General features: G+C 48.2%; 26 protein-coding genes and 1 tRNA gene. 6 read left to right on the forward strand and 21 right to left on the reverse strand.

The annotated features are described in order from the left end of the window. The coding region (locus tag ABJO30_04865; protein MEP3232138.1) for a phosphoadenosine phosphosulfate reductase family protein at positions 1 to 210 on the reverse strand (210 nt) is incomplete at its 3' end. 135 nt (positions 211 to 345) lie between these two features. Further along, entirely contained in the window at positions 346 to 1,017 is a 672-nt protein-coding gene (locus ABJO30_04870; GenBank protein MEP3232139.1) for a hypothetical protein, read from the reverse strand. 162 nt (positions 1,018 to 1,179) lie between these two features. Here ABJO30_04870 and ABJO30_04875 point away from each other — a divergent pair, with 162 nt between their 5' ends. Beyond that, positions 1,180 to 2,322, forward strand: a complete 1,143-nt coding sequence (locus ABJO30_04875; GenBank protein ID MEP3232140.1) for a PLP-dependent transferase — start codon at positions 1,180 to 1,182, stop codon at positions 2,320 to 2,322. 3 nt (positions 2,323 to 2,325) lie between these two features. Here the strand turns inward: ABJO30_04875 and ABJO30_04880 are convergent, their stop codons facing one another. The 8 genes from ABJO30_04880 to ABJO30_04915 all read right to left on the reverse strand — a co-directional run bounded on the left by ABJO30_04880 (position 2,326) and on the right by ABJO30_04915 (position 9,329). Beyond that, positions 2,326 to 3,492: a nucleotide sugar dehydrogenase gene (locus ABJO30_04880; protein MEP3232141.1), complete on the reverse strand. Its 1,167-nt coding sequence runs from the start codon at positions 3,490 to 3,492 to the stop codon at positions 2,326 to 2,328. 99 nt (positions 3,493 to 3,591) lie between these two features. After that, the gene (locus ABJO30_04885; protein MEP3232142.1) at positions 3,592 to 4,860 is read right to left on the reverse strand and encodes an ATP-binding protein; all 1,269 of its coding nucleotides are present in this window, start codon (positions 4,858 to 4,860) and stop codon (positions 3,592 to 3,594) included. Between the two features lie 4 nt (positions 4,861 to 4,864). Next, positions 4,865 to 5,551 carry a response regulator transcription factor gene (locus ABJO30_04890; protein ID MEP3232143.1) on the reverse strand — a complete coding sequence of 229 codons (687 nt, stop codon included), beginning with the start codon at positions 5,549 to 5,551 and terminating at the stop codon, positions 4,865 to 4,867. A 21-nt stretch (positions 5,552 to 5,572) separates the two neighbouring features. After that, the gene (locus tag ABJO30_04895) at positions 5,573 to 6,136 is read right to left on the reverse strand and encodes a Spy/CpxP family protein refolding chaperone (protein MEP3232144.1); all 564 of its coding nucleotides are present in this window, start codon (positions 6,134 to 6,136) and stop codon (positions 5,573 to 5,575) included. A gap of 144 nt (positions 6,137 to 6,280) precedes the next feature. Beyond that, positions 6,281 to 6,973, reverse strand: a complete 693-nt coding sequence (locus ABJO30_04900) for an ABC transporter permease subunit (GenBank protein ID MEP3232145.1) — start codon at positions 6,971 to 6,973, stop codon at positions 6,281 to 6,283. A 12-nt stretch (positions 6,974 to 6,985) separates the two neighbouring features. Then, the gene (locus ABJO30_04905; protein MEP3232146.1) at positions 6,986 to 7,699 is read right to left on the reverse strand and encodes an ABC transporter permease; all 714 of its coding nucleotides are present in this window, start codon (positions 7,697 to 7,699) and stop codon (positions 6,986 to 6,988) included. 84 nt (positions 7,700 to 7,783) lie between these two features. Next, entirely contained in the window at positions 7,784 to 8,551 is a 768-nt protein-coding gene (locus tag ABJO30_04910; protein MEP3232147.1) for a transporter substrate-binding domain-containing protein, read from the reverse strand. Between the two features lie 25 nt (positions 8,552 to 8,576). Further along, positions 8,577 to 9,329, reverse strand: coding sequence for an ABC transporter ATP-binding protein (locus tag ABJO30_04915; protein MEP3232148.1), 753 nt, complete (start codon positions 9,327 to 9,329; stop codon positions 8,577 to 8,579). Positions 9,330 to 9,532: 203 nt separating this feature from the next. Here ABJO30_04915 and ABJO30_04920 point away from each other — a divergent pair, with 203 nt between their 5' ends. The 3 genes from ABJO30_04920 (at position 9,533) to ABJO30_04930 (ending at position 12,320) form a co-directional block, all read left to right on the forward strand. Continuing rightward, positions 9,533 to 10,720: a pyridoxal phosphate-dependent aminotransferase gene (locus ABJO30_04920; protein ID MEP3232149.1), complete on the forward strand. Its 1,188-nt coding sequence runs from the start codon at positions 9,533 to 9,535 to the stop codon at positions 10,718 to 10,720. Next, a complete protein-coding gene (locus ABJO30_04925) occupies positions 10,717 to 11,886 on the forward strand; it encodes a YbfB/YjiJ family MFS transporter (protein ID MEP3232150.1) in 1,170 nt (389 codons plus the stop codon). Before ABJO30_04920 ends, ABJO30_04925 begins: the two co-directional genes overlap by 4 nt. A 209-nt stretch (positions 11,887 to 12,095) precedes the next feature. Further along, complete coding sequence (locus tag ABJO30_04930; GenBank protein ID MEP3232151.1) at positions 12,096 to 12,320, forward strand: hypothetical protein; 225 nt, start codon at positions 12,096 to 12,098, stop codon at positions 12,318 to 12,320. 221 nt (positions 12,321 to 12,541) lie between these two features. Here the strand turns inward: ABJO30_04930 and ABJO30_04935 are convergent. The 7 genes from ABJO30_04935 to hisD form a co-directional block, all read right to left on the reverse strand. Next, positions 12,542 to 12,617: transfer RNA gene (locus ABJO30_04935), tRNA-Phe, on the reverse strand. A 167-nt stretch (positions 12,618 to 12,784) separates the two neighbouring features. Beyond that, positions 12,785 to 12,970 carry a DNA gyrase inhibitor YacG gene (gene yacG, locus ABJO30_04940; protein ID MEP3232152.1) on the reverse strand — a complete coding sequence of 62 codons (186 nt, stop codon included), beginning with the start codon at positions 12,968 to 12,970 and terminating at the stop codon, positions 12,785 to 12,787. Next, a complete protein-coding gene (locus tag ABJO30_04945) occupies positions 12,970 to 13,602 on the reverse strand; it encodes a Maf family nucleotide pyrophosphatase (protein ID MEP3232153.1) in 633 nt (210 codons plus the stop codon). The genes yacG and ABJO30_04945 overlap by 1 nt, the downstream gene beginning before the upstream one ends. A gap of 24 nt (positions 13,603 to 13,626) precedes the next feature. Further along, the gene (infA, locus tag ABJO30_04950; GenBank protein ID MEP3232154.1) at positions 13,627 to 13,845 is read right to left on the reverse strand and encodes a translation initiation factor IF-1; all 219 of its coding nucleotides are present in this window, start codon (positions 13,843 to 13,845) and stop codon (positions 13,627 to 13,629) included. 131 nt (positions 13,846 to 13,976) lie between these two features. Further along, positions 13,977 to 14,441 (reverse strand): protein-tyrosine-phosphatase, encoded by a 465-nt coding sequence (locus ABJO30_04955; protein ID MEP3232155.1) that lies wholly within the window; start codon positions 14,439 to 14,441, stop codon positions 13,977 to 13,979. A 1-nt stretch (position 14,442) separates the two neighbouring features. Further along, complete coding sequence (locus ABJO30_04960; protein MEP3232156.1) at positions 14,443 to 14,934, reverse strand: UPF0262 family protein; 492 nt, start codon at positions 14,932 to 14,934, stop codon at positions 14,443 to 14,445. A gap of 36 nt (positions 14,935 to 14,970) precedes the next feature. Next, the gene (hisD, locus tag ABJO30_04965; protein MEP3232157.1) at positions 14,971 to 16,263 is read right to left on the reverse strand and encodes a histidinol dehydrogenase; all 1,293 of its coding nucleotides are present in this window, start codon (positions 16,261 to 16,263) and stop codon (positions 14,971 to 14,973) included. Between the two features lie 212 nt (positions 16,264 to 16,475). Here hisD and ABJO30_04970 point away from each other — a divergent pair, with 212 nt between their 5' ends. Continuing rightward, complete coding sequence (locus tag ABJO30_04970; protein MEP3232158.1) at positions 16,476 to 17,816, forward strand: hypothetical protein; 1,341 nt, start codon at positions 16,476 to 16,478, stop codon at positions 17,814 to 17,816. Positions 17,817 to 17,889: 73 nt separating this feature from the next. Here the strand turns inward: ABJO30_04970 and ABJO30_04975 are convergent, their stop codons facing one another. The 3 genes from ABJO30_04975 to ABJO30_04985 form a co-directional block, all read right to left on the reverse strand. Then, positions 17,890 to 18,348, reverse strand: a complete 459-nt coding sequence (locus ABJO30_04975; protein MEP3232159.1) for a DUF2948 family protein — start codon at positions 18,346 to 18,348, stop codon at positions 17,890 to 17,892. 144 nt (positions 18,349 to 18,492) lie between these two features. Further along, entirely contained in the window at positions 18,493 to 18,687 is a 195-nt protein-coding gene (locus ABJO30_04980) for a hypothetical protein (protein ID MEP3232160.1), read from the reverse strand. A gap of 191 nt (positions 18,688 to 18,878) precedes the next feature. After that, positions 18,879 to 20,531, reverse strand: coding sequence for a thiamine pyrophosphate-binding protein (locus tag ABJO30_04985; protein MEP3232161.1), 1,653 nt, complete (start codon positions 20,529 to 20,531; stop codon positions 18,879 to 18,881). A gap of 147 nt (positions 20,532 to 20,678) precedes the next feature. Between ABJO30_04985 and ABJO30_04990 the strand changes: the two genes are divergently transcribed. Next, a complete protein-coding gene (locus ABJO30_04990; GenBank protein ID MEP3232162.1) occupies positions 20,679 to 22,484 on the forward strand; it encodes an ABC transporter ATP-binding protein in 1,806 nt (601 codons plus the stop codon). 227 nt (positions 22,485 to 22,711) lie between these two features. On the opposite strand, the gene ABJO30_04995 is transcribed toward ABJO30_04990, so the two are convergent. Then, positions 22,712 to 22,918 (reverse strand): cold-shock protein, encoded by a 207-nt coding sequence (locus ABJO30_04995; GenBank protein MEP3232163.1) that lies wholly within the window; start codon positions 22,916 to 22,918, stop codon positions 22,712 to 22,714. Positions 22,919 to 23,143 lie beyond the last annotated feature (225 nt).

Here is a 23,143-nt window from a genome sequence, read left to right on the forward strand (position 1 = left end):
CATCTCGCCGAACTTCCATGTGGTATCCACATGCATCAGCGGGAAAGGGGGCTTTGATGGATAAAAGGCCTTTTGAGCCAAATGCAGCATAACGGCTGAATCTTTGCCAACCGAATATAACATAACGGGTTTTTCAGCTTCTGCCGCCACTTCACGCATAATGTGAATGGCTTCTGCTTCAAGCCGTTGAAGGTGTGTTAGTCGTGTCATGACTTCCTAAAAGTCTAGAGATAGAATTTGATGAGCAAGTAATAAACCAACACGATTAGAAAAGGCGAGTTGTTTTGCGGCGCTTTTGCGCCGCAACATAGAAATTATTATCGTATTTCAGCGAGTCGCTGGAATTTAATTGCAACGCTCGAAAACACCAGCGATATAATGGCGTGGTGAACACATGATGCCACCCCACTGGTAAGCTCGGCGTCCTTTAGGCGCAATAATTTCAAACCAGTCATAACCGTTCATGCGAACACCGGTGTTACGAACAAGTGTGATAGGAGCTCGACCACGAATACTACCGACTTTTTGGTAGTTAATTCCAGGCCCATTGCGTAAGGATCCACCAAGCGAAAGTGCTCTAATATTTAAAGTAGCACCAGGTAGGTGATTGCTTGGACTGCCATTGTCGGTTTGGCCGTGATCTGTTTGATGGCCATTATTACGAGCCCCGCTGCGACAGTCGGAGAATGCGTTTGCGTTTTTATCATGGAAATTGCCATGCCCATTGGCATAAGCAAAATCAAACCCGTTACCAGCAACCCAGTTTTGACCGGCGCGCTTATAATAATTGTAAGGGCCGTTGAGGTTGTGCTGATTGCCTTGAATGACATAAGAAACGCGGGCCGACGTTGAGCGGTCTGAAAGGATTGAAATCTCGTAGTGGCCATCTCCGATAGCATCGCAAACGTAGACTTCAATTGAAGCGGCGTTTGCTGTGGTTGTTCCGCTCGAAAAAAATGATGCGCCGATTGCTAATATGCATGTGGCTTTGAGTGCGTGCTTAAATGTGTTGGTCATTATGTGTCTCCCAGCTTTTTGCTGTTTTTAATCTCCGATGTTTCAAAAATAAGCGGAGCGGATTATTTCTGCTGTGCATTTTGTCACATTGCAAAATTGCGCTTGATAAAACGCCGCTGTATGGTCGCCCGTCTAGTTCCATGTTTGCATGAAGGTTCCCCAATGACTTCAACCAAGGATGATGTGTCGCTTGCGACGTTGTTTGCGCAGGCAGACGGGGTGATTGATCCAGCAAACGGTGCTGTGGTTCCCGCCATTCAACCAGCGACCACTTTTGCACGGGATGAACACAATCAACTGGTTTCAGATGGCCACCTTTATAGCCGTGACGATAATGATTTAGCCCGCCTTGCTGAACGAATTTTGGCGAAATCTGAAAAGGCGGATGATGGCTTGTTGTTCCCAACAGGCATGGCAGCAGTTGCGGCTGTATTGCGTACTGTGCCCAATGGCGGGCGCATCATTATGCAGAATGCGATTTATTGGGGAACCACCAAATGGACCCGCGAGTTTTGCGCACGCAGACAAATTGAGCTGATTGAGGTGGATTGTTCAACCCTATCGGACCTTGAAGCGGTCGCTCAGCCTGCCGATATTTTATGGATTGAAACGCCGTCAAATCCGTTTTTGAAAACCACTAATATTGCCGCTTGTTCATCGCTTGCAAAACAAATGGGTGCAGCCCTTGTGGTTGATTCAACGGCTGCAACGCCGGTTTTATCTAATCCGCTCGCGTTCGGTGCAGACATTGTTATGCACTCAGCAACCAAAGGGATTAACGGGCACAGCGATGTGTTGGCTGGTTTTCTGGCCACCTCTAATGCTGATAGCGATCTATGGAAGGCGATCTCCACAGATAGACATGATGCGGGTGCCGTAATTGGCCCGTTTGAGGCTTGGCTGTTGATTAGAGGCATGCGGACTTTACCGCTTCGCATGGAGCGGATGTGTGATACGGCGCTTGTTCTTGCCAAGATGCTTGAAAGCCATCCGAATGTTGAGAGTGTTCTTTATCCGGGACTTCCCGATGATGCAGGGCACAGTCTCGCGACGAAACAAATGGCGGGCGGCTTTGGTTGCTTGGTGTCTTTTCTTGTTAAAGGCGGCAAGCAGGAAGCTTTAGCGGTGGCAGGGCGTTTGAACTTGTTCAAGCGCGCAACATCACTTGGCGGTGTTGAAAGTCTTGTTGAACATCGCAACACGGTAGAACCTGCCATTGATGACAGGTTGCTTCGTTTATCAGTCGGGATTGAAGGAGCTGATGACTTGCTTGCTGATTTGGAGCAGGCATTGTCCGTTCTCTAAAACTTAGCTGTCGCCGAAAACGTCGCGTGTGAATACTTTATCTTCTACATCGCGAATGTCATCGGTGAGGCGGTTTGCGACAATCACATCGCAGCCTTGTTTGAACGCTTCGATACCGCGAATGACGGGCGAATTGAAAAAGAGCTCATCTTCTAACAGCGGTTCATAAACACGCACCTCGATACCTTTGGCTTTGATGCGCTTCATAATGCCAAGGATTGAACTATCGCGGAAATTGTCTGAGCCAGCCTTCATGGTCAATCTATAAATGCCAACCACGGTTGGTGATTTGTCTAAGATACGCTCTGCTATAAAATCTTTCCGCGTTGAGTTTGCATCAACAATGGCGCGGATCATGTTTTGTGGGACAGCATTGTAGTTTGCCAGAAGCTGTTTGCTATCTTTAGGCAGGCAATAACCGCCATATCCAAAGGATGGATTATTGTAATGCTTACCGATCCGAGGATCCAGACATACACCGCCAATAATATCCTTGATGTCGAGGTCACTGTATAATGCGTAGCTGTCTAACTCGTTGAAATAAGCAACGCGCATGGCAAGGTATGTATTGGCGAAGAGTTTAACGGCTTCCGCTTCTGAAGAGCCCATAAACAGGACATCGACATCTTCTTTGTGGGCGCATTCTTTCAGCATATTGCCGAAGATTTCAGCCCGCTCTGATTTTTCGCCAACGATAATGCGTGAGGGATAAAGGTTGTCTTTGAGTGCTTGTCCTTCGCGCAAAAATTCAGGCGAGAAGATAACTGTGTCGACATTTTTGTCTTTACGAACGCGTTCGACATATCCAACGGGAATGGTTGATTTGATAATGATTGCTGCCGTTGGATTGATTTTAGTAACCTGATCAATCACGGCTTCAACAGAAGATGTGTCGAAGTAATTGTGTTTCGGATCATAATTTGTTGGCGTGGAGACGATTACATAGTCTGCATCTTTATAGGCCGCTTCTGCATCGGTCGTTGCTGATAATTTGAGTTCTTTCTCGGCTAAGAAATGTTCAATTTCTGTATCCTGAATGGGGGATTTTTTGTTGTTGACCATGTCAACACGCTCTGAAGAAAGATCGACTGCAACCACGTCATATTTTTGTGCAAGCAGCACAGCATTTGACATCCCAACATAACCAAGTCCAGCAACAGCAATTTTCACGGTATTTCCAATATGTTTATTTCGCCCCAGATGTTTCCCGATAATGAGAAACGACTAAGCGTTTTCTAACACACAGACCATTTTAAAAGCCTTAACCCGTTATCCGCCCAAGTTTACGGGTAGGAAAACGCGAACAGCTGATTGTGCTTCGGATTTAGGAACAATCTCGACAGTCCCTTTGTGCGCTTCGGCGATTTGTTGAACCAAGGCCAAGCCGAGGCCATACCCAGAAACATTTTGCCGGTCACGGCCACGTTGGAAGGCTTGAAACAGTCGACTTTCTTCTCCTGCAGGGAAGCCTTTACCAGCGTCTTTTACGGTCAGGACTATGTGGCCGTCTCGGCTATCCAATGCAATGTGACTTGGCGATTTCCCATGTATTTTAGCGTTTTGTAGAAGATTGCGAATGAGGCGTGCCAATAAGCGGCGATCACCTGTTATCAAGGGAGCTGTGCCCTCAAGGTGGCAATCTTCAAACCGCGCGCTTTCTTCTGCGGCGATGGCTACAAGGTCGATGCCTTGTTCCAAAATAACATCGGTTTTTGTATCAAGGCGGCTCATTAGCAAGATTTCATCAATCAAATCATCAAGTTCAGCAATATCTCCGCGTAGATCAGAAATACGGCCAGAATTTTTCGGATTTTCTAAGAGTTCAATGCCAAGACGAATGCGTGACAAAGGCGTCCGCAATTCGTGGGACGCATTAGCGAGCAGCATTTTTTGTGAATTTAAAAGCCCCTCTATTTGCTCGGCTGCCGCGTTAAAGCTGGTTGCTAGGGAGGCAACTTCATCATTTCCTTCCACCGCAACGCGTGTTTTTAAATCACCAGAACCAATGATTTCGACACTGTGTTTCAGTGCTTCCAGTCGACGCGTTAGTCGTTTGACGAAGGGATAAGCAACGATGCTCACAACAAGTCCGGTGGCAATAAGGAAAACCCAAATACGAGTAATTGGGCGTAAAGGCGGAGCCTTAATGCCGCTCACCACTAAGAAACGACCATCAGCTGTTTTGAGCGCCGTTTTGCCACCTGGAAGGCGCATCTGGGATCTTTGTGCGGTTACAAAATGAGAAGGTAGTTTTAACAACTCCCCAACATGCGCGATTGGCTGTTGTTCAGCATCGAATAAAGTAAGGGATAATTGTAATTCACGCCCAAGCTCTTTTATTTCTGCTTGCTGCTCGGCTAGAGGGAGGTTTTTTTCTGGAACGGAAAGAACGATCAAGCGGCCCAAAGTTCTTGCTAACGTCTGATCTTGTGACCCTGATCTGTTGAGATGGGTGAATATAGCAAAAGCTACAACAACAGCGATTAGGCTGATGAGAAAAATACTATAAATTTGGAGATACAGGCGCCTTTTCAGCATTGTTTTAGTCCTGTTCTTTGGCAAAGACATAACCCGCACCGCGAACAGTGATGACGCGCTTTGGTGCTTTTGGGTCATCCTCTATCTCGGCGCGTATGCGAGAAATATGCACATCAATTGAACGATCAAATGCTTCAAGGTTTTCACCCTTTAAGGCATCCATCAAATAGTCGCGGCTTAAAACTCTGCCTGGCGCTTTAGCAAGCGCTTCCAGTAGTTTGAATTGATGTCCCGTGAGTGTGCATGGTTTTCCGTCAAGTTGCGCCATCATTGAACTTGGGCGAATTTCCAACCGACCAAATTTTAATGTGTCATCAGTGGTTGGGTCTTTTTGTCGGCGCAAAATAGCGCGTAATCGCGCGAGTAATTCTCGTGGTTCAAAGGGTTTGGCAAGATAGTCATCAGCCCCCATTTCAAGCCCCACAATGCGGTCCATCAAGTCACCTTTTGCTGTCAACATTAAGATGGGAATATTGGATGTGGCGCGAAGGGTGCGACATAAATCAAGGCCGTCTATATCTGGCAGACCCAGATCAAGGATGAGCGCGTCGTAGGGGTGTCGATTTTGCTCGGCAAGGGCATCAGCCCCTGTTCCAACAATCGTTACCTTGTAGGAAAACGAGCCGAGATAGTCAGAGACCATCTCGGCTAGTCGGGCATCATCTTCTACTATGAGTAGTGTTTCAGTCATGGGAGGGGTTAAACCATGCCTCTAGCGACGATGCCAACGCTTTTTGCCCATGCGATCGAGCTTATCGCTCAACTTGCGACGTTGTTCTGGCGATAGAACTTCTGCAACTTCAACCATTGCCAAAGTAATTTTGCCTGTTGCGCGATCAATTTCGGCTAGTCTCTCTTTGCGCAATTTTTCGACTTTATCGCGATCGATGTTATCTTTGAGCAACAGCACTTCAATATCTTTGCGAATTTTCCGTGCTTGCTTACGCAATGGGCGAACATCTTTCGTGAAGGTCATAACAAGCGTACTTATTTTTTCCCGCTGGATGTCATTTGCACCAAGTTCATTAGACAAACGCTCGATCATACGAGAGGCGCGTTCTTCGAGCTGTGCTTCTGTTGGGCGCGAACGTTTAGATTTCTTGTGAGTGCGGTCGCCACCTTTATCTGCTTTTTCTTGGCTGTGGGCCAAAGCTGAATTGGATGAAACGATACTTGTTGTAGCAAGTCCGGCACCTAGAACCGCCATCATTCCTAAAGCCAACATAAAGCTTTTTTGGGTTGTATTGGCTGCGTGTTTTTGTTGTTTCTTTTTCATAGTATTTCTCCGTTATCGTTAAGCCTTCAGTTTCGGCCATGATCGGACTATGCACCGCTTATGTTTCGGGTTTTCATCGCTATTGTAAATAAATGTAAAGCTGGCGTTTTGTTGCGCGATAGCAATTATCGCATTGAACAAGACTTACAGCGCTCGCTTTGGTATGCGATTTTCAAAATAGCGGAAGATCACGACAAGAATGAGCGTTAAAAATGCATAGATGGCCGCCAGTAATAAGAGCGGCTCGTAGATGCGGTATGTTTCCTGTCGCACAATAGTGCCAACGCCAAAAGCTTCATAAATCGTGATTGTTGAAACAAGCGGCGTTGCTTTCAGTGTCAAAATGAATTCACCGGTGAGTGTTGGGAACACATTTTGAAGCGCACGTGGTAGCCAGATGCGGCGCAAAATAGTGAAGCGAGACATGCCCATGGCACGCGCGGCTTCCAGTTCGCCATTTGGTACACTGCGAAAAGCACCGCGAAGAATTTCTCCCTCATAGCCTGCAACACTTAAGGTGAGGGCAAACACGGCATAAGGGAAAGCATCGCGCAAGACTGGCCAGAGGAAGCTTTCTCGAATTCCAGGAATTGAGGGAAACAACGACCCTAGCCCGTAATAGACCAGCCAGATTTGAACCAATAACGGCGTTCCCCGAATGAGGGTTGTGAATGCCTTTGCCAACCATGCAAGTGGGCGAGGGCCTGTTACCTGAACGAGGCCGACGGGTATGGCTATTGCCATGCCAAAAAACATCGCCAGTAAAAGCAATTGTATTGTAAGCCAAACCCCTTCGACAAATCGGGGTGCATATTCAGGGAGCCAATACCATTCCATCGTGTGCTGCTCCTATGTCTGTGCCGGTTGTCCACGTCGATAATGGCGCTCGATCTGGCCGAAGATGACGTTGGAACAAAGGGTGACAAGGAGGTAGAGAACGGCTGCGGCACAATAAAACAACAAATATGATTTTGTACCGCCTGCGGCCTGTTTGGTTTCTAACAGCAATTCGCTGAAGCCTACAACGGCCAAAAGGGCTGTGTCTTTTGTGGTGATAAGCCACAGGTTGGCAAGGCCGGGAATAGCGAAGGGTATCATCGCTGGGATGACCACGCGGGTATGGCTTTTAAACGGTGACATGCCGATGGCACGGGCGGCTTCGATTTGGCCAGTTGGCACGGCTTGAAAGGCTGCGCGGAACACTTCAGTTGAATAAGCGCCTTGCACAAAGCCGATGACATAGATGCCAGCCCATAAGCCATCAATATCTACACGCTCATAGCCGAAACTCTCGAGAGCTGTGTTGAGGAGGTCTGTGCCAGCATAATAAAGCAGAAGAATGAGTACCAGTTCAGGCACCGCGCGGATGAGCGTGGTGTATATTTCAAGCCCCCATCTGGTCACGGGGCCACCGTAGATTTTGCCCAGAGCACCGCAAAGGCCAAGACAAAGGCCAAGCGCATAAGCGCCAAACGCGATTTGAAGAGTGCTCAGTAAACCCCGTAGCAAATTTCCGCCCCAACCAGGCGGTGAAAAGGCTAAATATTCGAGGGCTTGTTCCATAGGGAAATGACGCGCTTTTGTAAGGTGAGAAGTGCTGGTGGCAATGGTGCCACCAGCACGTTGGTATTAGGTTCGCAGGCGTGATTAGCCGCCGTAAATATCGAAGCTGAAGTATTTCTTCGAGATCTCGCCGTATGTGCCATCTTCGCGGACTTTCTTGATCGCTGCGTTTAGTTTTGCAGCAAGATCAGTGTCTTCTTTGCGTAAGCCGCCACCGACACCTGGGCCGAAGACTGCAACATCGTTGAGCTCACCTTTGATCTCAAAACCTTTGCCAGCATCGCTTGAAAGGAATGGTTGCATGGCAAGTGAATCGCCAACAACAGCATCAACACGACCAGCGACGAGGTCTTGGTTGTGCTCATCGAAGGTGTTGTATGATTTTGCATCCGCGTCGCCAAAATGTTTTTCAACGTAGTTTGCGTGAATAGTTGAAACCTGAACGCCAACGATTTTGCCTTTAACGCTTGCTGCATCACCGCTGATGCTTGAACCTTTTGGCGCAACGATCACAGCAGGGGTATTGTAGTATTTGTCAGAAAACGCGATGGTTTTTTGGCGCTCTTCAGTGATCGACATAGATGCCATGATCACGTCCATTTTCTTTGCCAAAAGCGCTGGAATAATGCCGTCCCATGCGATGGGCACAATTTCACATTTCTCATTCATTGCAGCACATACCGCGCCGATCATATCCACTTCCCAGCCTTTCCATGTGCCGTCTGCTGCTTTTTCAGCAAATGGCGGATAAGCTTCTGCTGCGATGCCGATTTTAAGGTCAGCGAATGCCAGCTGTGCACTCATGGATAAAGCGGCTGCAGTGCCTGCGAGTATTGTGATAATTTTTTTCATATTGTTCTCCCTTTTAGTGGTGGCTCTAATGAACCGATTGGACAAACGCCCGACAGCGGTCACTGTCTGGATTGCCGAATAATTTTGATGGTGGACCTTGCTCTTCGATTTTTCCCTCATGCAGATAGACAACATTGGAGGAAACATCGCGGGCAAATTTCATTTCGTGTGTCACCATAATCATGGTGCGGCCTTCTTCGGCTAAGGAGCGGATAACTTTCAACACTTCGCCGACCAGTTCAGGATCGAGAGCTGAGGTTGGCTCATCAAACAACATGACCCGTGGCTCCATGGCCAAAGCGCGAGCGATGGCCGCGCGCTGCTGTTGGCCGCCTGACATGAAGGCTGGGTATTGGTCGCGTTTTTCCCAAAGACCGACGGTGTTTAAAATACCCTCTGCCCGCTCGATCGCTTCTTTTTTTGGCGTTTTTAAAACTTGAATAGGGCCTTCAATGACGTTTTGCAAAACCGTCATATGTTGCCAGAGATTGAAGCCTTGAAAGACCATACCTAGCTGCGAGCGGAAGCGTTCGACCTGCCGTTTATTAGCAGGCACTAAACCATCTTTCCCCTGTTTAAACTCAAGCGCTTCACCATTAAGGGAAATCTCGCCTTGTGATGGTTGTTCAAGGAGATTGATGCATCTTAAAAAAGTGCTTTTGCCTGAGCCACTAGAACCGATGATTGACACAACATCACCTTCAGTGGCGCTCAACGAAATGCCTTTGAGAACTTCAAGGGTTCCAAAAGACTTATGGATATTCTTTACGTCAAGCATACTCATTTACTCAAAAGCCACTTGTTTTGGACGGATGAAAAACGGTCATTGAAGTTTCCCCTCCCGCCAACTCAGCTACATTTCTATTGCTATCATGCGCATTTAATTTGAATGTACAAGCGGATTGTTTGATTCAATTACCCTGTTAGAAGCGTTTGAATTTGATGGTTTATATTGCGGTGCACGAGGCTAGGGGGATCCTAATGAGAAAAACGGCAATTTTGGATCGTTTGCAGGGGACGGGCGGTGATAAGTGGGAATTGTATCTAAAGGCCCGCGCGCTTGTTGCTGAAGGTCGCGATATTATCGAGGTGACAATTGGTGAGCCTGATGTGCCAATGCCAGCTGAGTTGATTGATGCAGCAAGTGCTGCCATGCATCAAGGCCGAACCAATTACGCAGATGGGCGCGGTGAAATAGGACTGCGTGAGGCTTTGGCAGCTCATTATACCAAAACGCGGGGCCGTTCTTTTGGTGTCCAAGACATTCTTTGTTTTCCTGGAACGCAAACAAGCTTGTTCAGCGTATTGATGGGCATTGCTGAAGCGGGAGATGAAGTGCTTGTTGGTGATCCAATGTACGCCACCTATGAGGGTGTTATTCGGGCCAGTGGTGCAAAGGTGGTGCCTGTTCCTCTGCGTTCTGAAAATGGATTTCGCTTGTCGGTCGATGATCTGCGCCAATATGTGAGCGAAAACACAACGGCGATATTGCTCACCACTCCGCATAACCCAACAGGGGCGATTTTGAATGAGGCGGATGTTGCTGAAATTGGCGCCTTCGCGAAAGAGCATGATCTTTGGATCGTGTCTGATGAGGTTTATGATCAATTGGTGTTTGATGGGAACACCTTCTACTCCCCGCTTTCTAATCCTGATTTGAGCGACCGTGCAATTGCTGTTTCGTCGATCTCAAAATCACATGCAGCGCCCGGTTTTAGAAGCGGCTGGTGTGTTGGGCCATCAGAATTTATCGAGCGCTTGTTGCCGTTTTCAGAAGCAATGTTGTTTGGTAGCCAGCCCTTTATCGCGGACATGACAGCGCAAGCAATTCGTGATGGGTCATCTGTGGCGAAGGGCATGAAGGAGCGTTTTTCCACGCGCGCGGCTCTGCTGGTTGATCGCTTATCAAAAGAGACAAGCTTGCAAGCGACAATGCCGCAAGCAGGCATGTTTGCAATGGTGGATGTATCTTCTACAGGTCTATCAGGCCGCGATTATGCGCTGGACCTTTTAGAGAAATTTGAGGTTGCCGTTATGCCCGGTTCATCGTTTGGGACAACGGTTGAAAACTGGGTGCGGGTCGCACTCACCATTGATGATGAGCCGTTTGAAGAAGCGTGCAATCGCATTATTGAACACTCAAAAAGCTTCGAAGGAAACCGACCATGAGTGCCACGCCATCCCGTCCATGGCTTGTGCTGGCAGGTCTTGCTTTGGGTGTTACGGCGACCAATGGTTTAGCGCGGTTTGCCTATGGGTTGTTATTGCCTGCCATGCAATCTGAAATGGGTTGGAGTTATGCGCAGGCCGGTTGGCTGAACACAGCAAACGCGCTTGGTTATCTTGCAGGCGCTATCATAACCATGTTGATGATTAGGCGGGTCACGCCAGCGCATTTGTTCGCCTTTGGGTTGATCACGACCACTTTGGCGCTTCTAGCGACAGGCCTCAATACGGCTCTTTGGTGGCAAACCTTGTGGCGGATCTTGGCAGGGTTGTTTGGTGCAATGTCGTTTTCAACAGCTGGGGCATTGGCGGCAGGTTTGTTTCAAGATGACAAACGACGCAATGCGCTGGCCATTGCGATTTTGTTCGGTACAGGTGGTGGTTTGGGGATTGTGCTTGCTGGCGCTGTTCTCCCATTAATGCTGGATGCCTATGGATCGAGCGCTTGGCCGAACGGTTGGGTATTTATTGGTTTTGCAGCGCTGTCATTTCTACCGCTTAGTCTTTGGGCTTCTATGCAATTGCATGTTCCCAAACAAGAACGAGCCGAAGCCGTCCCGCTGCCAATACGCCGTATGTTGCCGGAGATCATCGGCTACGGAGGGTTTGGCTTGGGCTACATCGTCTATCTAACGTTCCTGTCTGCATGGATGAGCGAGCAGGGAACGGGCGCCTTATTCATTGCCTTTGTCTGGGTTTTGCTTGGCGTGTGTTTGTGTTTTTCGCCCTTAGTCTGGAGGCCTATCTTAGAGCGCTATGCGTCGGGACTTCCTTTGGCGTTGATTTTGGTCTGCGTCGCGATTGGCTCAGCTCTTCCTGTGGTGCTGCCTAATGGTCCCGTGTTGTTGTTTTCTGCCGTGGTGTTTGGCTTGTCGGTGTTTATGGCACCGGGTGCCGTCACAAGCTTCACCCGCCAAAATTTGCCGCCAGAAAGTTGGGGGCGGGCCATTAGCTTGTTCACTGTCATCTTCGCCGTAGCGCAGACCCTTGGGCCTTATGGTGCCGGAATTGTTGGTGATCTGTTTGAGAATATCGGCGTAAGCTTGCTCGTTGCGGCTGGCTTGTTGCTGTTGGGTGCAGTTGCGGCGTTAATGCAGAAACCGCTTTGATCTTTTGGTAAACTATCAACCGATGGGAACTGTAAAGATATCGTATTGGAATAGCTCCCAAAGTTCGCTAAGCATGCCATTAACCAGATAGCGTCCGCAGACGATTGGGGCTGATTTACATAAGAAAAATTATTCTAAATGTCGAATAGTGTACGCTCGCAAAATAGGGAGGCGATGTGGTGCGCACTCCCATTCATTGGAGAGTAAAGATGGAACAAAAAGAAATCGATAGATTCGATTGCCAAGACGAAGAGGGCAATATTTATACGGTAATACAATGGACTAAAATTAGTGTTTTTAAACCGATAAGAGAAAAGCAGAGTAAAGGTGAAGGACAAACTCGGTACGCTTTAACGAGCGGTGATGGTGTTGAGTATGTCGATGAAGAGCAATTTATGATATTCGATACGGGGCTCTTAATTCGGAAAGTTTGATGCTTTGCATTATCTCTAAAACACATATTGGTTATTTTGTCGTTTGGTCACTTCTGCAATGGCATCCAATATGCTGTCCGCCCCATCGGAGCAGTGAGCGAAGCGAATTTGCGTGAGATAAAACGATAGTGCCTCAGACTGCACTTGCGAGCGAAGAGCGATCCGGACGGCTGTCCGCCCCATCGGAGCAGTGAGCGAAGCGAATTTGCGTGAGATAAAAATGGTGCCCGGAGGCGGATTTGAACCACCGACACGCGGATTTTCAATCCGCTGCTCTACCAACTGAGCTATCCGGGCATGCAAATTCAAGACGGTTGTCATCATTGAATAAGCGGAGGACGAACAAGCATCCTGAGGGCGCGTTATAGAGCCTTCATATTCGCCTGTCCAGTGGTGTAATGGTCAGAAATAAAAGAAAATTTCCAAGGCGACGAAACAAGCCAAAAGACTAGGTTTCTAAGTGCCTAATCATCGCGACTATTGTCGTTTTCTGCAAGATCCGGCGGGCTTTGGTCATTGGCGGGAATGCCATATCCACCACCCAGCCATCGGTTAAGGTCAATATCCTTGCATCGATCAGAGCAAAACGGCGCTGTCGCTTTTTGTTCTGGGTTGCCACAAATTGGGCATTTGGCTGGCTTGGGTGCCATTAGTCGAGGCCGAGCCAAGAAAAATGCACGGGATAGCCTTCGCCTGCGAGCATATTCACTGTTTCATTGAGCGGAAGGCCAACGACGCCAGTGTATGAACCAATCAGCTTCACGACGAATGCACCAGCAAGACCTTGGATGGCATAACCACCTGCTTTGCCGCGCCATTCGCCAGAGGCAAGATAGGCTTCGCTTTCAAGGGCTGAGATGCGTTTCATACGAACGCGGGTCTCAACCAATTTATTCACAACCTTGCCGCCCGGTGTCATTAAACAAATGGCTGTAAAGACACGGTGCGCGCGCCCTGACAAGTGGCGTAAGTTATCAGAAGCTTGATCGATGGTTTCTGCTTTTGGCAAAACAAGTCTGCCACGAGCAACCACTGTATCGGCTGCTAGAATATAAGCGCCTTCACGTCTGCCATCACGAATGGCTTGTCTGGCGCATACATCTGCCTTGGTGCGAGCAAGGCGGCGCGCCAAATCTTTTGGCAATTCTTTGCGCTGTTGTGTTTCGTCAATATCCGCTGGCATCAGGTGGTCGGGTTCGACATTCACCTGTTGCAAAAGCTGCAAACGTCGCGGAGACGATGATGCTAAAATGAGCGTTGGCTTGGAGCGTTGCTCTGCCATGACGAAGTACCCTGTGCTAAAAGCTTATTTGAAGCGGTAGGTGATACGGCCTTTTGTAAGGTCGTAAGGTGTCATTTCCACCAACACTTTATCGCCCGCAAGAACCCTAATCCGGTTTTTGCGCATGCGGCCTGCTGTGTGGGCGATGATCTCGTGATCATTTTCGAGTTTGACGCGGAAAGTCGCGTTGGGCAAAAGTTCGCTGACCACGCCAGGAAACTCAAGCATCTCTTCTTTAGCCATTCTCATCCTTTATGATTGACTGCTGTATCAGCCCCATAGACTGATTTTGCCGGAAACTACAGAATAAATCGCAAAAAGTGAACCGATTGATTGGTTTTTTGATGAACGTCTCGATTTTTTGATCTGGTGCGCTATTCTTGCCAGTCGAAACGCTGCTTTATTTTGCGGGCAAGTTCATCTCTTACAGCCCGATAAGCGTCCATTTTCTGGTCGCGGCTACCGGTCGATAGTGTTGGATCAGGCAAGGCCCACAGCTCAATATCTGCGGGGTCAACGTCGGTTATCTCTGCCATTCGATCGCGTGCATCGGGGGTGAGTGCTATGATCAGATCAAATTCACCTTCGCCCAATTCGTCATAGGTTTTAGGATTATGCGTCGAAATGTCGACGCCCGCCTCATTCATTACGGATTTAACGAAAGGGTCGTTTTCGCCGGAGAAGACGCCTGCGGAGCGGAAATAAATCTGTTTTGGATACAAGGTCCGTGCAATGGCAGAGGCCATTGGCGAGCGGATGACATTCATGGTGCAGGCGAAAAGTACGGATTGCGGAGCACCGTCACCAGCATTGCCTGCTTTTATTGTCGCATCTACCATATCAGCCTCCCTTCGGTTGTAGGGCACAAAGGAGGGTAAAGAGGCGGCGGGCTGTGTCAAAATCAATTTCTAGTTTACCCGCAAGGCGGTCTTGCAAAAGCTCTGACCCCTCGTTGTGAATGCCGCGTCTTGCCATATCTATTGCTTCAATCTTACCCGGAGTTGCAGAGCGGATCGCCGCATAATAGCTCTCACAAATCATGAAATAGTCTTTGATGGTGGAACGAAACGGCGTCATCGACAAAATATGTGTGATGGTTGCCTCCGACCCGTCTTCGCCAATTTCCATCACGAAGCGGCCATCGAGATTAGAAAGTTTCAACGTGTAAGGCCCGCCCTCATGATTTGTGGGTTGGAAGGAATTTTCTTCAATAATGTCGAAAATCGCAACAGAACGCTCTTGCTCGACATCCGGTGTCGCGCGGCCAATGGAGGCTTCATCCAGCGTAACGCTGACCAGCCTGTTGTTTTTATCATTGTTTGCTGCGGACATGGGGATGTTTGGTTGTTGCCGACTCACACGTTGGTTTTAGAGATTTAGACGAATGCTGACAGACTTACCGTGTGCGTCAAGTCCCTCTGCCTTCGCAAGCGATATTGCAGCAGGGCCAATGGCGCGCAATTGATCTGGTCCACATTTTAAAATTGATGTGCGTTTGACGAAGTCGAGGACGGAAAGACCTGAGGAAAAACGGGCAGAACGCGCGGTTGGTAAAACGTGGTTAGAGCCGCCAACATAATCGCCAATTGCTTCTGGGGTGTGGGCACCAATGAAAATCGCACCTGCATTTCTAACACGGTTTGCTAGATCATCGGCATTGCTTGTTGCAATTTCCAAGTGCTCGGCTGCAATCCTATCAATGAGGGCGATTGAGTTGTTGACGTCATCAACCAAAATAACAGCGCCATAAGTCTCCCAGCTTTCGCGCGCAACTTTCTCACGCGGTAGAGTGGTGAGCTGGCGTTCAACGGCTTCAATAACGGCTTCACCAAAGGCTGCGTCATCCGTCATCAACATGGATTGCGCGGCGGTGTCGTGCTCTGCTTGTGCCAATAGGTCGAGTGCTACCCAATCAGGATTATTGTGGCCGTCTGCCACAATCAAGACCTCTGATGGGCCTGCGATCATATCAATGCCGACTGTGCCAAATACGCGACGTTTGGCGGCTGCGACAAAGGCATTGCCGGGGCCAACTATTTTGGCAACAGGGGCAATCGTCTCAGTACCATATGCAAGGGCTGCGACAGCTTGTGCTCCGCCGATACGGTAGATCTCATCGACGCCAGCAAGTTTAGCAGCAGCTAGAACCAGCGGATTGATTTCCCCATCAGGTGTTGGAACCACCATCACCACGCGGTCAACACCAGCAACTTTTGCAGGAATGGCGTTCATCAAAACGGAGCTTGGATAACTTGCCGTGCCGCCTGGAACATAAAGACCGACAGATTGAAGTGCCGTCCAGCGTGACCCCAACTCCACGCCGATTGCATCTTCATACCGGTCATCTTTCGGCTTTTGACGTTCGTGGTGGGAGCGGATGCGACTAGCTGCAAGTTCAAGTGCTTCCAACGTTTCAGCGTCGCAAGCTTTTAGGGCTTCATCGATCTCAAGGGATGAAATCGCAAGACCTGAATTTGAAAGATCCGTGCGGTCAAATTTCAGCGTGTAGTCAATGACAGCCTGATCACCATGAGTGCGAACCGTCTCAATAATATCGCGGACAATAGTATCCACATCTTCCGATACTTCGCGCTTAGCGTTGAGCATGGATTGGAAATCATTGTTGAAATCTGGATCGTTTTGATTGAGGCGCTGAACCAAAGTTGGCTCCTGATCTAGCTTGGTCATCGTTCGTTGTGGTTGTAGCGCTTTTTGGCTTTGTGTCCACTATTTCGCCCTCATTTGTTGCTTTTTACCAGTCATCAGCTGTTCAGATTACTTGGCCTATCTTATGGAATGGAAAAATGGTTGAGTTTTACTGACCGCCTAATCAAATTTTTAATGGGCGTGAAGGATTAGATGAGGATAAATAAATGCATATTTTGAAGTTTTTAAAATTCGCAAGCGCTAGTGCAATCGCCGTTACAATAGGCACTGGACTATCAGCCCCAGCACAGGCGCTTAGTTTCGTGAAAAAGAATTTACCCATCGCGCATGTGTTCGGTTCTGAACTCAGTGTAGTGCGCTTTCAACAAGGCGAATTTCGCAACCGCGGCAATGGTCAATGGGATGAAATTTCCTCTCAGACCAAACAAGTCGTTTATCGATTTATTGCGCAATCAGCGACAACTAGCCATGTGACGCTTTTTGATTCCAGCCGAAATGTTACTTTGGTTTTGGATATTAATTTAGGCCAAATTCTTTTTGCTGTCGGCACACCAACATTCAGCCCGCTTTACAATATTACGACATTTGAGTTTGTACGCCGCGTACCTGCTGGCCAGTCTGGCACACAAACCCAACCTGTCGCGCCGCCGAAACCTTCAGCTCCGCAAGTTTATACACCGGGTGGAAATACTGGTGGTGGCGTTGTAACTGCGCCACCTGTTGTAACCGCTCCGCCCGTTGTAACAACGCCGCCAGTCGTGGCCGCTCCACCTATCGATAGACGCAAATGGCAGCATTTTTCAAGCAGATCGCAGGGCCGTCGTGTCCATCGTTTGGATTATGGTATTCCAGAAACGGATGCGATTACCTTTAGAGCGAGTTGTGTGCGGGGAAGTGGTGCGCCGCGTTTTGTCATCTCAGCTAATGTTGGCAGGCAGAAAAATGGAGCAAATGCCAGAATCCAATTTAATACCAATGGTTTTGGCAAGCGGTATTCTGGTCGTGTAGCGGGGGCAGGTAATACACAAGAGCGTATTGCAGGCATTCGGGTTTCTCTTGGAGTTAACGACCCACTTTGGAGTGCACTTGCCCGCAAAAATTCGATTTCTTATTCCACCTTTGGTCAACGCCGCTCCATGCGTCTTTCTGGCAGCCGCCGCGCTGTGAATGCTTTTCTTAGCGGGTGCCGTCCAAAACCTGTGGTGCAAAATCCAGTGACGCCGCAGAACCCGACAAACCCTCCTGTTCCGCCAAGAACGAATACAGTTGGTGGGGAAATTTCATGTAACAGACTTGGTCGTATCGCTTCAAAGAACGCCAACCGTCGCACGCGTGTAACCTTTGTGAATAGGTCTGGCAGACGGCGTCAAGTTATGTGGATCGACTATCAGGGAATTCCAAAATCCTATGGCGTTATTCCACCTGGCCAGTCGAGATCGTTTTCTACATTCGTTAGTCATCCGTGGATGATCGTCAATCGTCTTGGGGATTGTAAGCAGTTGTTCTTGCCACGCCCGGCGAATGCTAGGTTCGTGGTTAGACGCTAAAAGCTTAATTCAGGCGGGCAGCTGATATTTTTGCTCGCCTGATTTTAATTTAGGATGGTTTTATGATTGACGTTTAACCGTCTAAAGCATGCTCTGGGCGAGATTTGGTTTCCCATGCGCCGCCAAGGTCTGCCAATTGCGCTTCGATGCAGTCGACAAAAAGGCGGACAACGCCATCTCCTGAGAAAATCAGATCAATGGTGCCCGCAGGCGTATCCGATGGCAAATATTGGATAGCAAGCAAACTTAAAATCGCATCAGGCTGATCGCGCAAAATATTGTAGGTTTGAACTTTTTCAACATGGTCAAAGTGGATGGCTGTGCGACGACGCTCATTGACAACGCGGCCTTTGCCGGGCTGCCCTTTGGTCCATACGAAGCGATTTGCAGCGAGTGCAAAGCGGTTTTCCTTTGGCGAAAAGTTCAGATCGTCAACACGCATAACCGCGTCTTGTAGATAGGCTGAAAACACAACCAAATCTTCTTCGTCAAGCGCAACAAGTTTAAGTAGTTCAGTATTTGTATCAGTCATTTCATTCTTGTAGCTGGAAATTAGAGGTCACACAATCATAAGCACCCTACAAAAGCAAAACGAAGCGATCGAGGGCATGATCGCTTCGTTTAAGGGCAACTTGGATAAGGGGGCAAGGGTCCAAGTTGCGGGGGTCTGGAGGACCTAATTTTTGTTGAAACCTTCGCCAGCAGTTTGTTTGATGCGTGTTTCTAGGGCAAGTCCGTGTAACACGGTGGTCACGCTTGCAAACATCGCTGCGGCCAAGATAAGTGATCCAATTTTCGCCTGTCCGGTAAAGGCAAAAATCAAGATGCCAAGGGCAAACGTTACTGTCATAATTGCTTGTAGTTTAGTCATTCTACCCTCCTTGTCTCGTTTTCATAACGGGTGTTCGATTTCCGTTGAACTATATTTGGGAATGTAGGGGAAGGATTTCAATGGTAATGTGCTAAATTACACATCACATGTATTTGCCAGTTATGTTACTTTTGATTAAGTTGTTGAAATAAAATGTAATATTCCTTGTATTTTAAATATAGGTTTTTAAATTATTTGGCCGCGTTGCGTAATTTGGTCAAGGTTGTGGCTGGCGTAATCACATCTGGATTGGTTTTTATGTGTATGATGGAAGGCAGGCCACTGTTAGTTGCTCGCTCAAATGCAGCGGTAAATTCCTCGGTTTTTTCTACCAATTCACCGTATCCACCGCAGGCTTTTGCTAATAGTGCAAAATCGGGGTTGGTAAGCGTTGTTGCTGAAACGCGGTTTGGGTAGTCGCGTTCTTGGTGCATTCTGATGGTGCCATAAAGGCCATTGTCAAAAACCAAAACGACAATGGCGGCGCCTGTTTGTGCAGCCGTTGCAAATTCAAGTCCTGCCATTTGGAAGCAACCGTCGCCCGCAAAACAGATAACGGGTTTATCTGGGTTCCTTAGTTTGCCAGCAATGGCCGCGGGTAGGCCGTAGCCCATAGAGCCGGATGTGGGGGAGAGCTGCGAGCCATATTGGCGGTAACGCCAAAATCGGTGCAACCAAATGGCATAGTTGCCCGCGCCATTCGCCATGATCGCATCATCGGGTAGCAGGTCACGAAGTTGTTCCATGATTTTGCCTGCATCTGCAAAATCGGCATTGGCAGGTTCTGGAACCTTATCCGTCCATTGATGATAGGCGGCATGGGCTTCTTCGATAGCGGTGGAAGGTGGGCGTTGTTTAATATCTCGAACGGCATCCAAGAAACTTGCAGGCGTCGCATTCATCGCCAGATCGGGTGCGTAAATACGGCCAAGCTCTTCGGCACCTGAATGGATGTGAACTAACTTCTGTTTCGGTTTTGGAAAATCCAAAAGGCTAAAATTTTGACTTGGGTTTTCTGAAAAGCGTGCGCCCAGCAAGATAACAAGGTCAGATGTTGCAACCCGTTCTTTAAGTGCTGGGTTTATGCCAAGGCCGACATCGCCTGCGTAATTGGGGTGCAAGTTATCGAAAAGAGATTGGCGTCTGAAAGAGCAACCAACTGGCAGATTGTGATGTTCTGCAAACAGTTGGACTTTTGCGACAGCATCGGCATCCCAGCGCGAACCGCCTAAAATGAGGAAAGGGCGTTCTGCTTGTGAGAGCATTTCTTCAAAGTGCGCGACTTCATGTCTGTTAGGGGCAGGGCTTGCAACCTCTACCTTCGGTCCTGCCTCGTTAGGTACAATATCGCGCAGCATGTCTTCGGGCAGAGCCAAGACGACAGGGCCGGGGCGTCCGCTCATGGCGATGTGCCATGCGTGGCTTAGAATTTCTGGTATCCGGTCGGCGCGATCAATTTCTTCGACCCATTTTGCAAGATCGCCAAAAGTTTGACGGTAATCGACTTCTTGGAACGCTTCCCGCCCGCGCATGTCTCGTGCGATTTGGCCGACAAACAATATCATCGGCGTTGAATCTTGTTTGGCGATATGGACACCAGCCGCAGCATTCGTGGCTCCTGGTCCGCGTGTCACCATGCAAATACCAGGGCGGCCTGTCATTTTCCCATCGGCTTCTGCCATCATGGCTGCACCGCCTTCGTGGCGTGCATTGATGACATCAATTTCTCGACCATGCAGAGCATCGAGGACGGCAAGATAACTTTCGCCGGGCACACAAAAGACGCGGTCTACGCCTTGCGCTTCAAGACACTGGACCAAAATCTCGCCACCTGTGTTTGCCATAAAGTCACTGCCTTGTTTGTGTTTATTGTGAATGTTCTTCGAATTTATAGTGAAACATGAGAATGTGGTAGTGGAACAATGAATATTTCTGCTAGAAGCCGAACTCGATTGGTGAGGTCAGTTTTGGCCGTTAAAATCAGGTATTGAATGGCTCGCAAAGACAACGCACCCAGATTTTTTGACGCGGATGGTTCTTGGGAACTGATCAAGCGGCTAATCCTTGAAAATTTCAATGATAGCTGGCCACGCTATGCAATGGCTATTTTCTTCATGGTGTTGGTTGCTGGAGCGACAGCGCTGAGTGCGTGGATAATGAGTGATGTTATTGAAAGCCTTTTCATTGAGCGTGATCTTGACAAAATTAAATTAGTCTCGGGTTCAATTGTGGTGATCTTCACCGTTAAAGGGGTGGCGACCTACCTTCAAATTGTCACGTTAGCGAAAGTCGGTAACGGCATTGTCGCCAAGCTGCAAATGAGAATTTACGATGCCTATATGAGGCAAAGCGGCAATTTTTATTTGCGTTATCCTTCCCACGATATGGTCACGCGACTTTCAAACAATGCGCAAGGTGCCCGTAAAGTTATTGAGCTGGTTGTAACCAGTTTTGGCCGCGATCTCTTAACGCTTATTGGCCTTATTGTTGTGATGATTTTGAAAGACCCGCTTTTGGCCTTTCTAGCACTGGTCATCGCGCCTCCTATTATTATAACGGTCGCCTCGCTTGTTCGCCGTGTTCGCAAAGTTGCGCATCAGCGCTTTTTGTCGAGCAAGGAAGTGATCAATGTTTTCCAAGATACGTCAAATGGCATCCAAATCATCAAAGCATTTGAGATGGAAGGCCAAATGCGAGAACGTATGGAAACGGCTGTTGAGCATGTCGCTAACCGCAACAACAAAGTGGCAGATTTGATCGCACGCACCAGTCCGGTGATGGAAACCCTTGGCGGTGTTTGTGTTGCATTGATGATTTTTTATGCAGGGTGGAAAGCGACATCAGATGGGCAGACGCCTGCTGACTTCATGGCTTTTTTAACGGCCCTCTTGTTTGCTTATGAACCAGCAAAACGCCTCGCTCGCCTCCACCTCAATCTGGAAGATGGTTTGGTTGGTGCCCGTTTGATGTATGAAATTCTTGATGCACCATTAGAAGTGTTCGAAAAAGAAAATGCTAAACCGGTCAAAGTCACCGACGGTGCTGTTGCTTTGAAGAATATTAGTTTCAAATATCCAGGCACGCTTGAAGGTGCTGATGTTGTCATTGATGATGTATCGTTTACGGCACAGGGTGGTTCAACGACAGCTTTGGTTGGCCCGTCTGGTGGCGGCAAAACCACGTTGATGCATCTGATCCAGCGGTTTTATGATGTCGATACAGGCACCATAGAAATTGATGGTCAAAACATTGCTGACGCGACAATTGAAAGCCTTCGTTCCCCGTTGGCTTTCGTTAGTCAGGATATTTTCTTGTTCAATGGAACGGTGAAACAGAACATTCTTGCAGGCAGGCCTGATGCGAAGGATGAGGACGTTGAAGCTGCCGCTCGTGATGCCCATGCCCATGACTTTATCATAGGGTTAGAGAACGGCTATGACACGATGTTAGGGGAAAATGGGGCTGGTCTTTCCGGTGGTCAGCGCCAACGGCTCGCAATAGCCCGTGCCATCTTAAAAGATGCTCGTGTTGTGTTGCTGGATGAAGCGACATCCGCGCTTGATGCTGAATCTGAAAAGTTGGTTCAAGATGCATTTGATCGTTTGAAAAAGGGTCGCACAACCCTTGTTATCGCGCACCGTTTAGCAACCATTCGCAATGCCGATTGTATTCATGTGCTGAAAGATGGGAAGGTTGTCGAAAGCGGGCGCCACGATCAGCTTTTGAAGGAGGGTGGCCTCTATCAGCATTTGCATGAATTACAGTTTGGTGCAGCTGTGGGTGATAATGGCAGTTGAAAATGCTGTGCGGCCAGCCAATTACACCAGAAATTTCAATTGAATGGCTATGAGAATTAGAAGTTAATCTCAATTTTTCTAGCCATGAAACGTATGAAGATACTGTATTTGTTGGATATTTTTAAGTATGAGTTTAACTGAATATGAGTAAAAAAATATATTCCTAATACACGCAATAAAAAAAGGCGTCTGGACGGACGCCTTTCGAATTTCTTGTCGATTTAGCTTTATTCGGCTGCTTTCAAATCGGTTGCGTTCGTTTTGCCGCGACGCTCTTCCAATTCAAATTCTAGCTTTTGACCTTCATTTAGTGTCGTCATGCCAGCACGCTCAACTGCTGAAATGTGGATAAAAACGTCAGCGCCGCCTGCATCAGGCTGAATGAAACCATAGCCTTTTGTTGCGTTGAACCATTTTACAATACCCGTAGCCATTAGAACTCTCCTTCAAATCATGGCGTGTTCCCCCTCTCGCGAAAGAGAGGCCGTAACCGTGTTCTGGGAGTGAGTTTTCAAGTCCGCCGCATTTGAATTATTTCAAGGCCGTTAGTCTTGGTCTTCAGTCAGTCAAAACAGGTCAGTAAAGATAGTCTAGGGTAGAAACCTCGTTTTGGCGAGCGTTTAATGAGAAACAATTGTGGCGATTATTTTTCTGAATGG

Source organism: Hyphomicrobiales bacterium (assembly GCA_039973685.1).
In the GTDB taxonomy this organism is placed as follows: domain Bacteria; phylum Pseudomonadota; class Alphaproteobacteria; order Rhizobiales; family JACESI01; genus JACESI01.

Bases quoted from the DNA above. Each gene is read 5' to 3' on its own strand.
- ABJO30_04945 (MEP3232153.1), bottom strand. From the start codon at position 13,602: ATGGCAGAGCAACGCTCCAAGCCAACGCTCATTTTAGCATCATCGTCT.
- ABJO30_04975 (MEP3232159.1), bottom strand. From the start codon at position 18,348: ATGACTGATACAAATACTGAACTACTTAAACTTGTTGCGCTTGACGAA.
- ABJO30_04920 (MEP3232149.1), top strand. From the start codon at position 9,533: ATGAGAAAAACGGCAATTTTGGATCGTTTGCAGGGGACGGGCGGTGAT.
- ABJO30_04895 (MEP3232144.1), bottom strand. From the start codon at position 6,136: ATGAAAAAGAAACAACAAAAACACGCAGCCAATACAACCCAAAAAAGC.
- ABJO30_04870 (MEP3232139.1), bottom strand. From the start codon at position 1,017: ATGACCAACACATTTAAGCACGCACTCAAAGCCACATGCATATTAGCA.
- ABJO30_04905 (MEP3232146.1), bottom strand. From the start codon at position 7,699: ATGGAACAAGCCCTCGAATATTTAGCCTTTTCACCGCCTGGTTGGGGC.
- ABJO30_04985 (MEP3232161.1), bottom strand. From the start codon at position 20,531: ATGGCAAACACAGGTGGCGAGATTTTGGTCCAGTGTCTTGAAGCGCAA.
- ABJO30_04995 (MEP3232163.1), bottom strand. From the start codon at position 22,918: ATGGCTACGGGTATTGTAAAATGGTTCAACGCAACAAAAGGCTATGGT.
- ABJO30_04990 (MEP3232162.1), top strand. From the start codon at position 20,679: ATGGCTCGCAAAGACAACGCACCCAGATTTTTTGACGCGGATGGTTCT.
- ABJO30_04930 (MEP3232151.1), top strand. From the start codon at position 12,096: ATGGAACAAAAAGAAATCGATAGATTCGATTGCCAAGACGAAGAGGGC.
- ABJO30_04955 (MEP3232155.1), bottom strand. From the start codon at position 14,441: ATGGTAGATGCGACAATAAAAGCAGGCAATGCTGGTGACGGTGCTCCG.
- ABJO30_04890 (MEP3232143.1), bottom strand. From the start codon at position 5,551: ATGACTGAAACACTACTCATAGTAGAAGATGATGCCCGACTAGCCGAG.
- ABJO30_04925 (MEP3232150.1), top strand. From the start codon at position 10,717: ATGAGTGCCACGCCATCCCGTCCATGGCTTGTGCTGGCAGGTCTTGCT.
- ABJO30_04970 (MEP3232158.1), top strand. From the start codon at position 16,476: ATGCATATTTTGAAGTTTTTAAAATTCGCAAGCGCTAGTGCAATCGCC.
- ABJO30_04910 (MEP3232147.1), bottom strand. From the start codon at position 8,551: ATGAAAAAAATTATCACAATACTCGCAGGCACTGCAGCCGCTTTATCC.
- infA (MEP3232154.1), bottom strand. From the start codon at position 13,845: ATGGCTAAAGAAGAGATGCTTGAGTTTCCTGGCGTGGTCAGCGAACTT.
- ABJO30_04960 (MEP3232156.1), bottom strand. From the start codon at position 14,934: ATGTCCGCAGCAAACAATGATAAAAACAACAGGCTGGTCAGCGTTACG.
- ABJO30_04980 (MEP3232160.1), bottom strand. From the start codon at position 18,687: ATGACTAAACTACAAGCAATTATGACAGTAACGTTTGCCCTTGGCATC.
- ABJO30_04900 (MEP3232145.1), bottom strand. From the start codon at position 6,973: ATGGAATGGTATTGGCTCCCTGAATATGCACCCCGATTTGTCGAAGGG.
- ABJO30_04915 (MEP3232148.1), bottom strand. From the start codon at position 9,329: ATGCTTGACGTAAAGAATATCCATAAGTCTTTTGGAACCCTTGAAGTT.
- yacG (MEP3232152.1), bottom strand. From the start codon at position 12,970: ATGGCACCCAAGCCAGCCAAATGCCCAATTTGTGGCAACCCAGAACAA.
- ABJO30_04875 (MEP3232140.1), top strand. From the start codon at position 1,180: ATGACTTCAACCAAGGATGATGTGTCGCTTGCGACGTTGTTTGCGCAG.
- ABJO30_04885 (MEP3232142.1), bottom strand. From the start codon at position 4,860: ATGCTGAAAAGGCGCCTGTATCTCCAAATTTATAGTATTTTTCTCATC.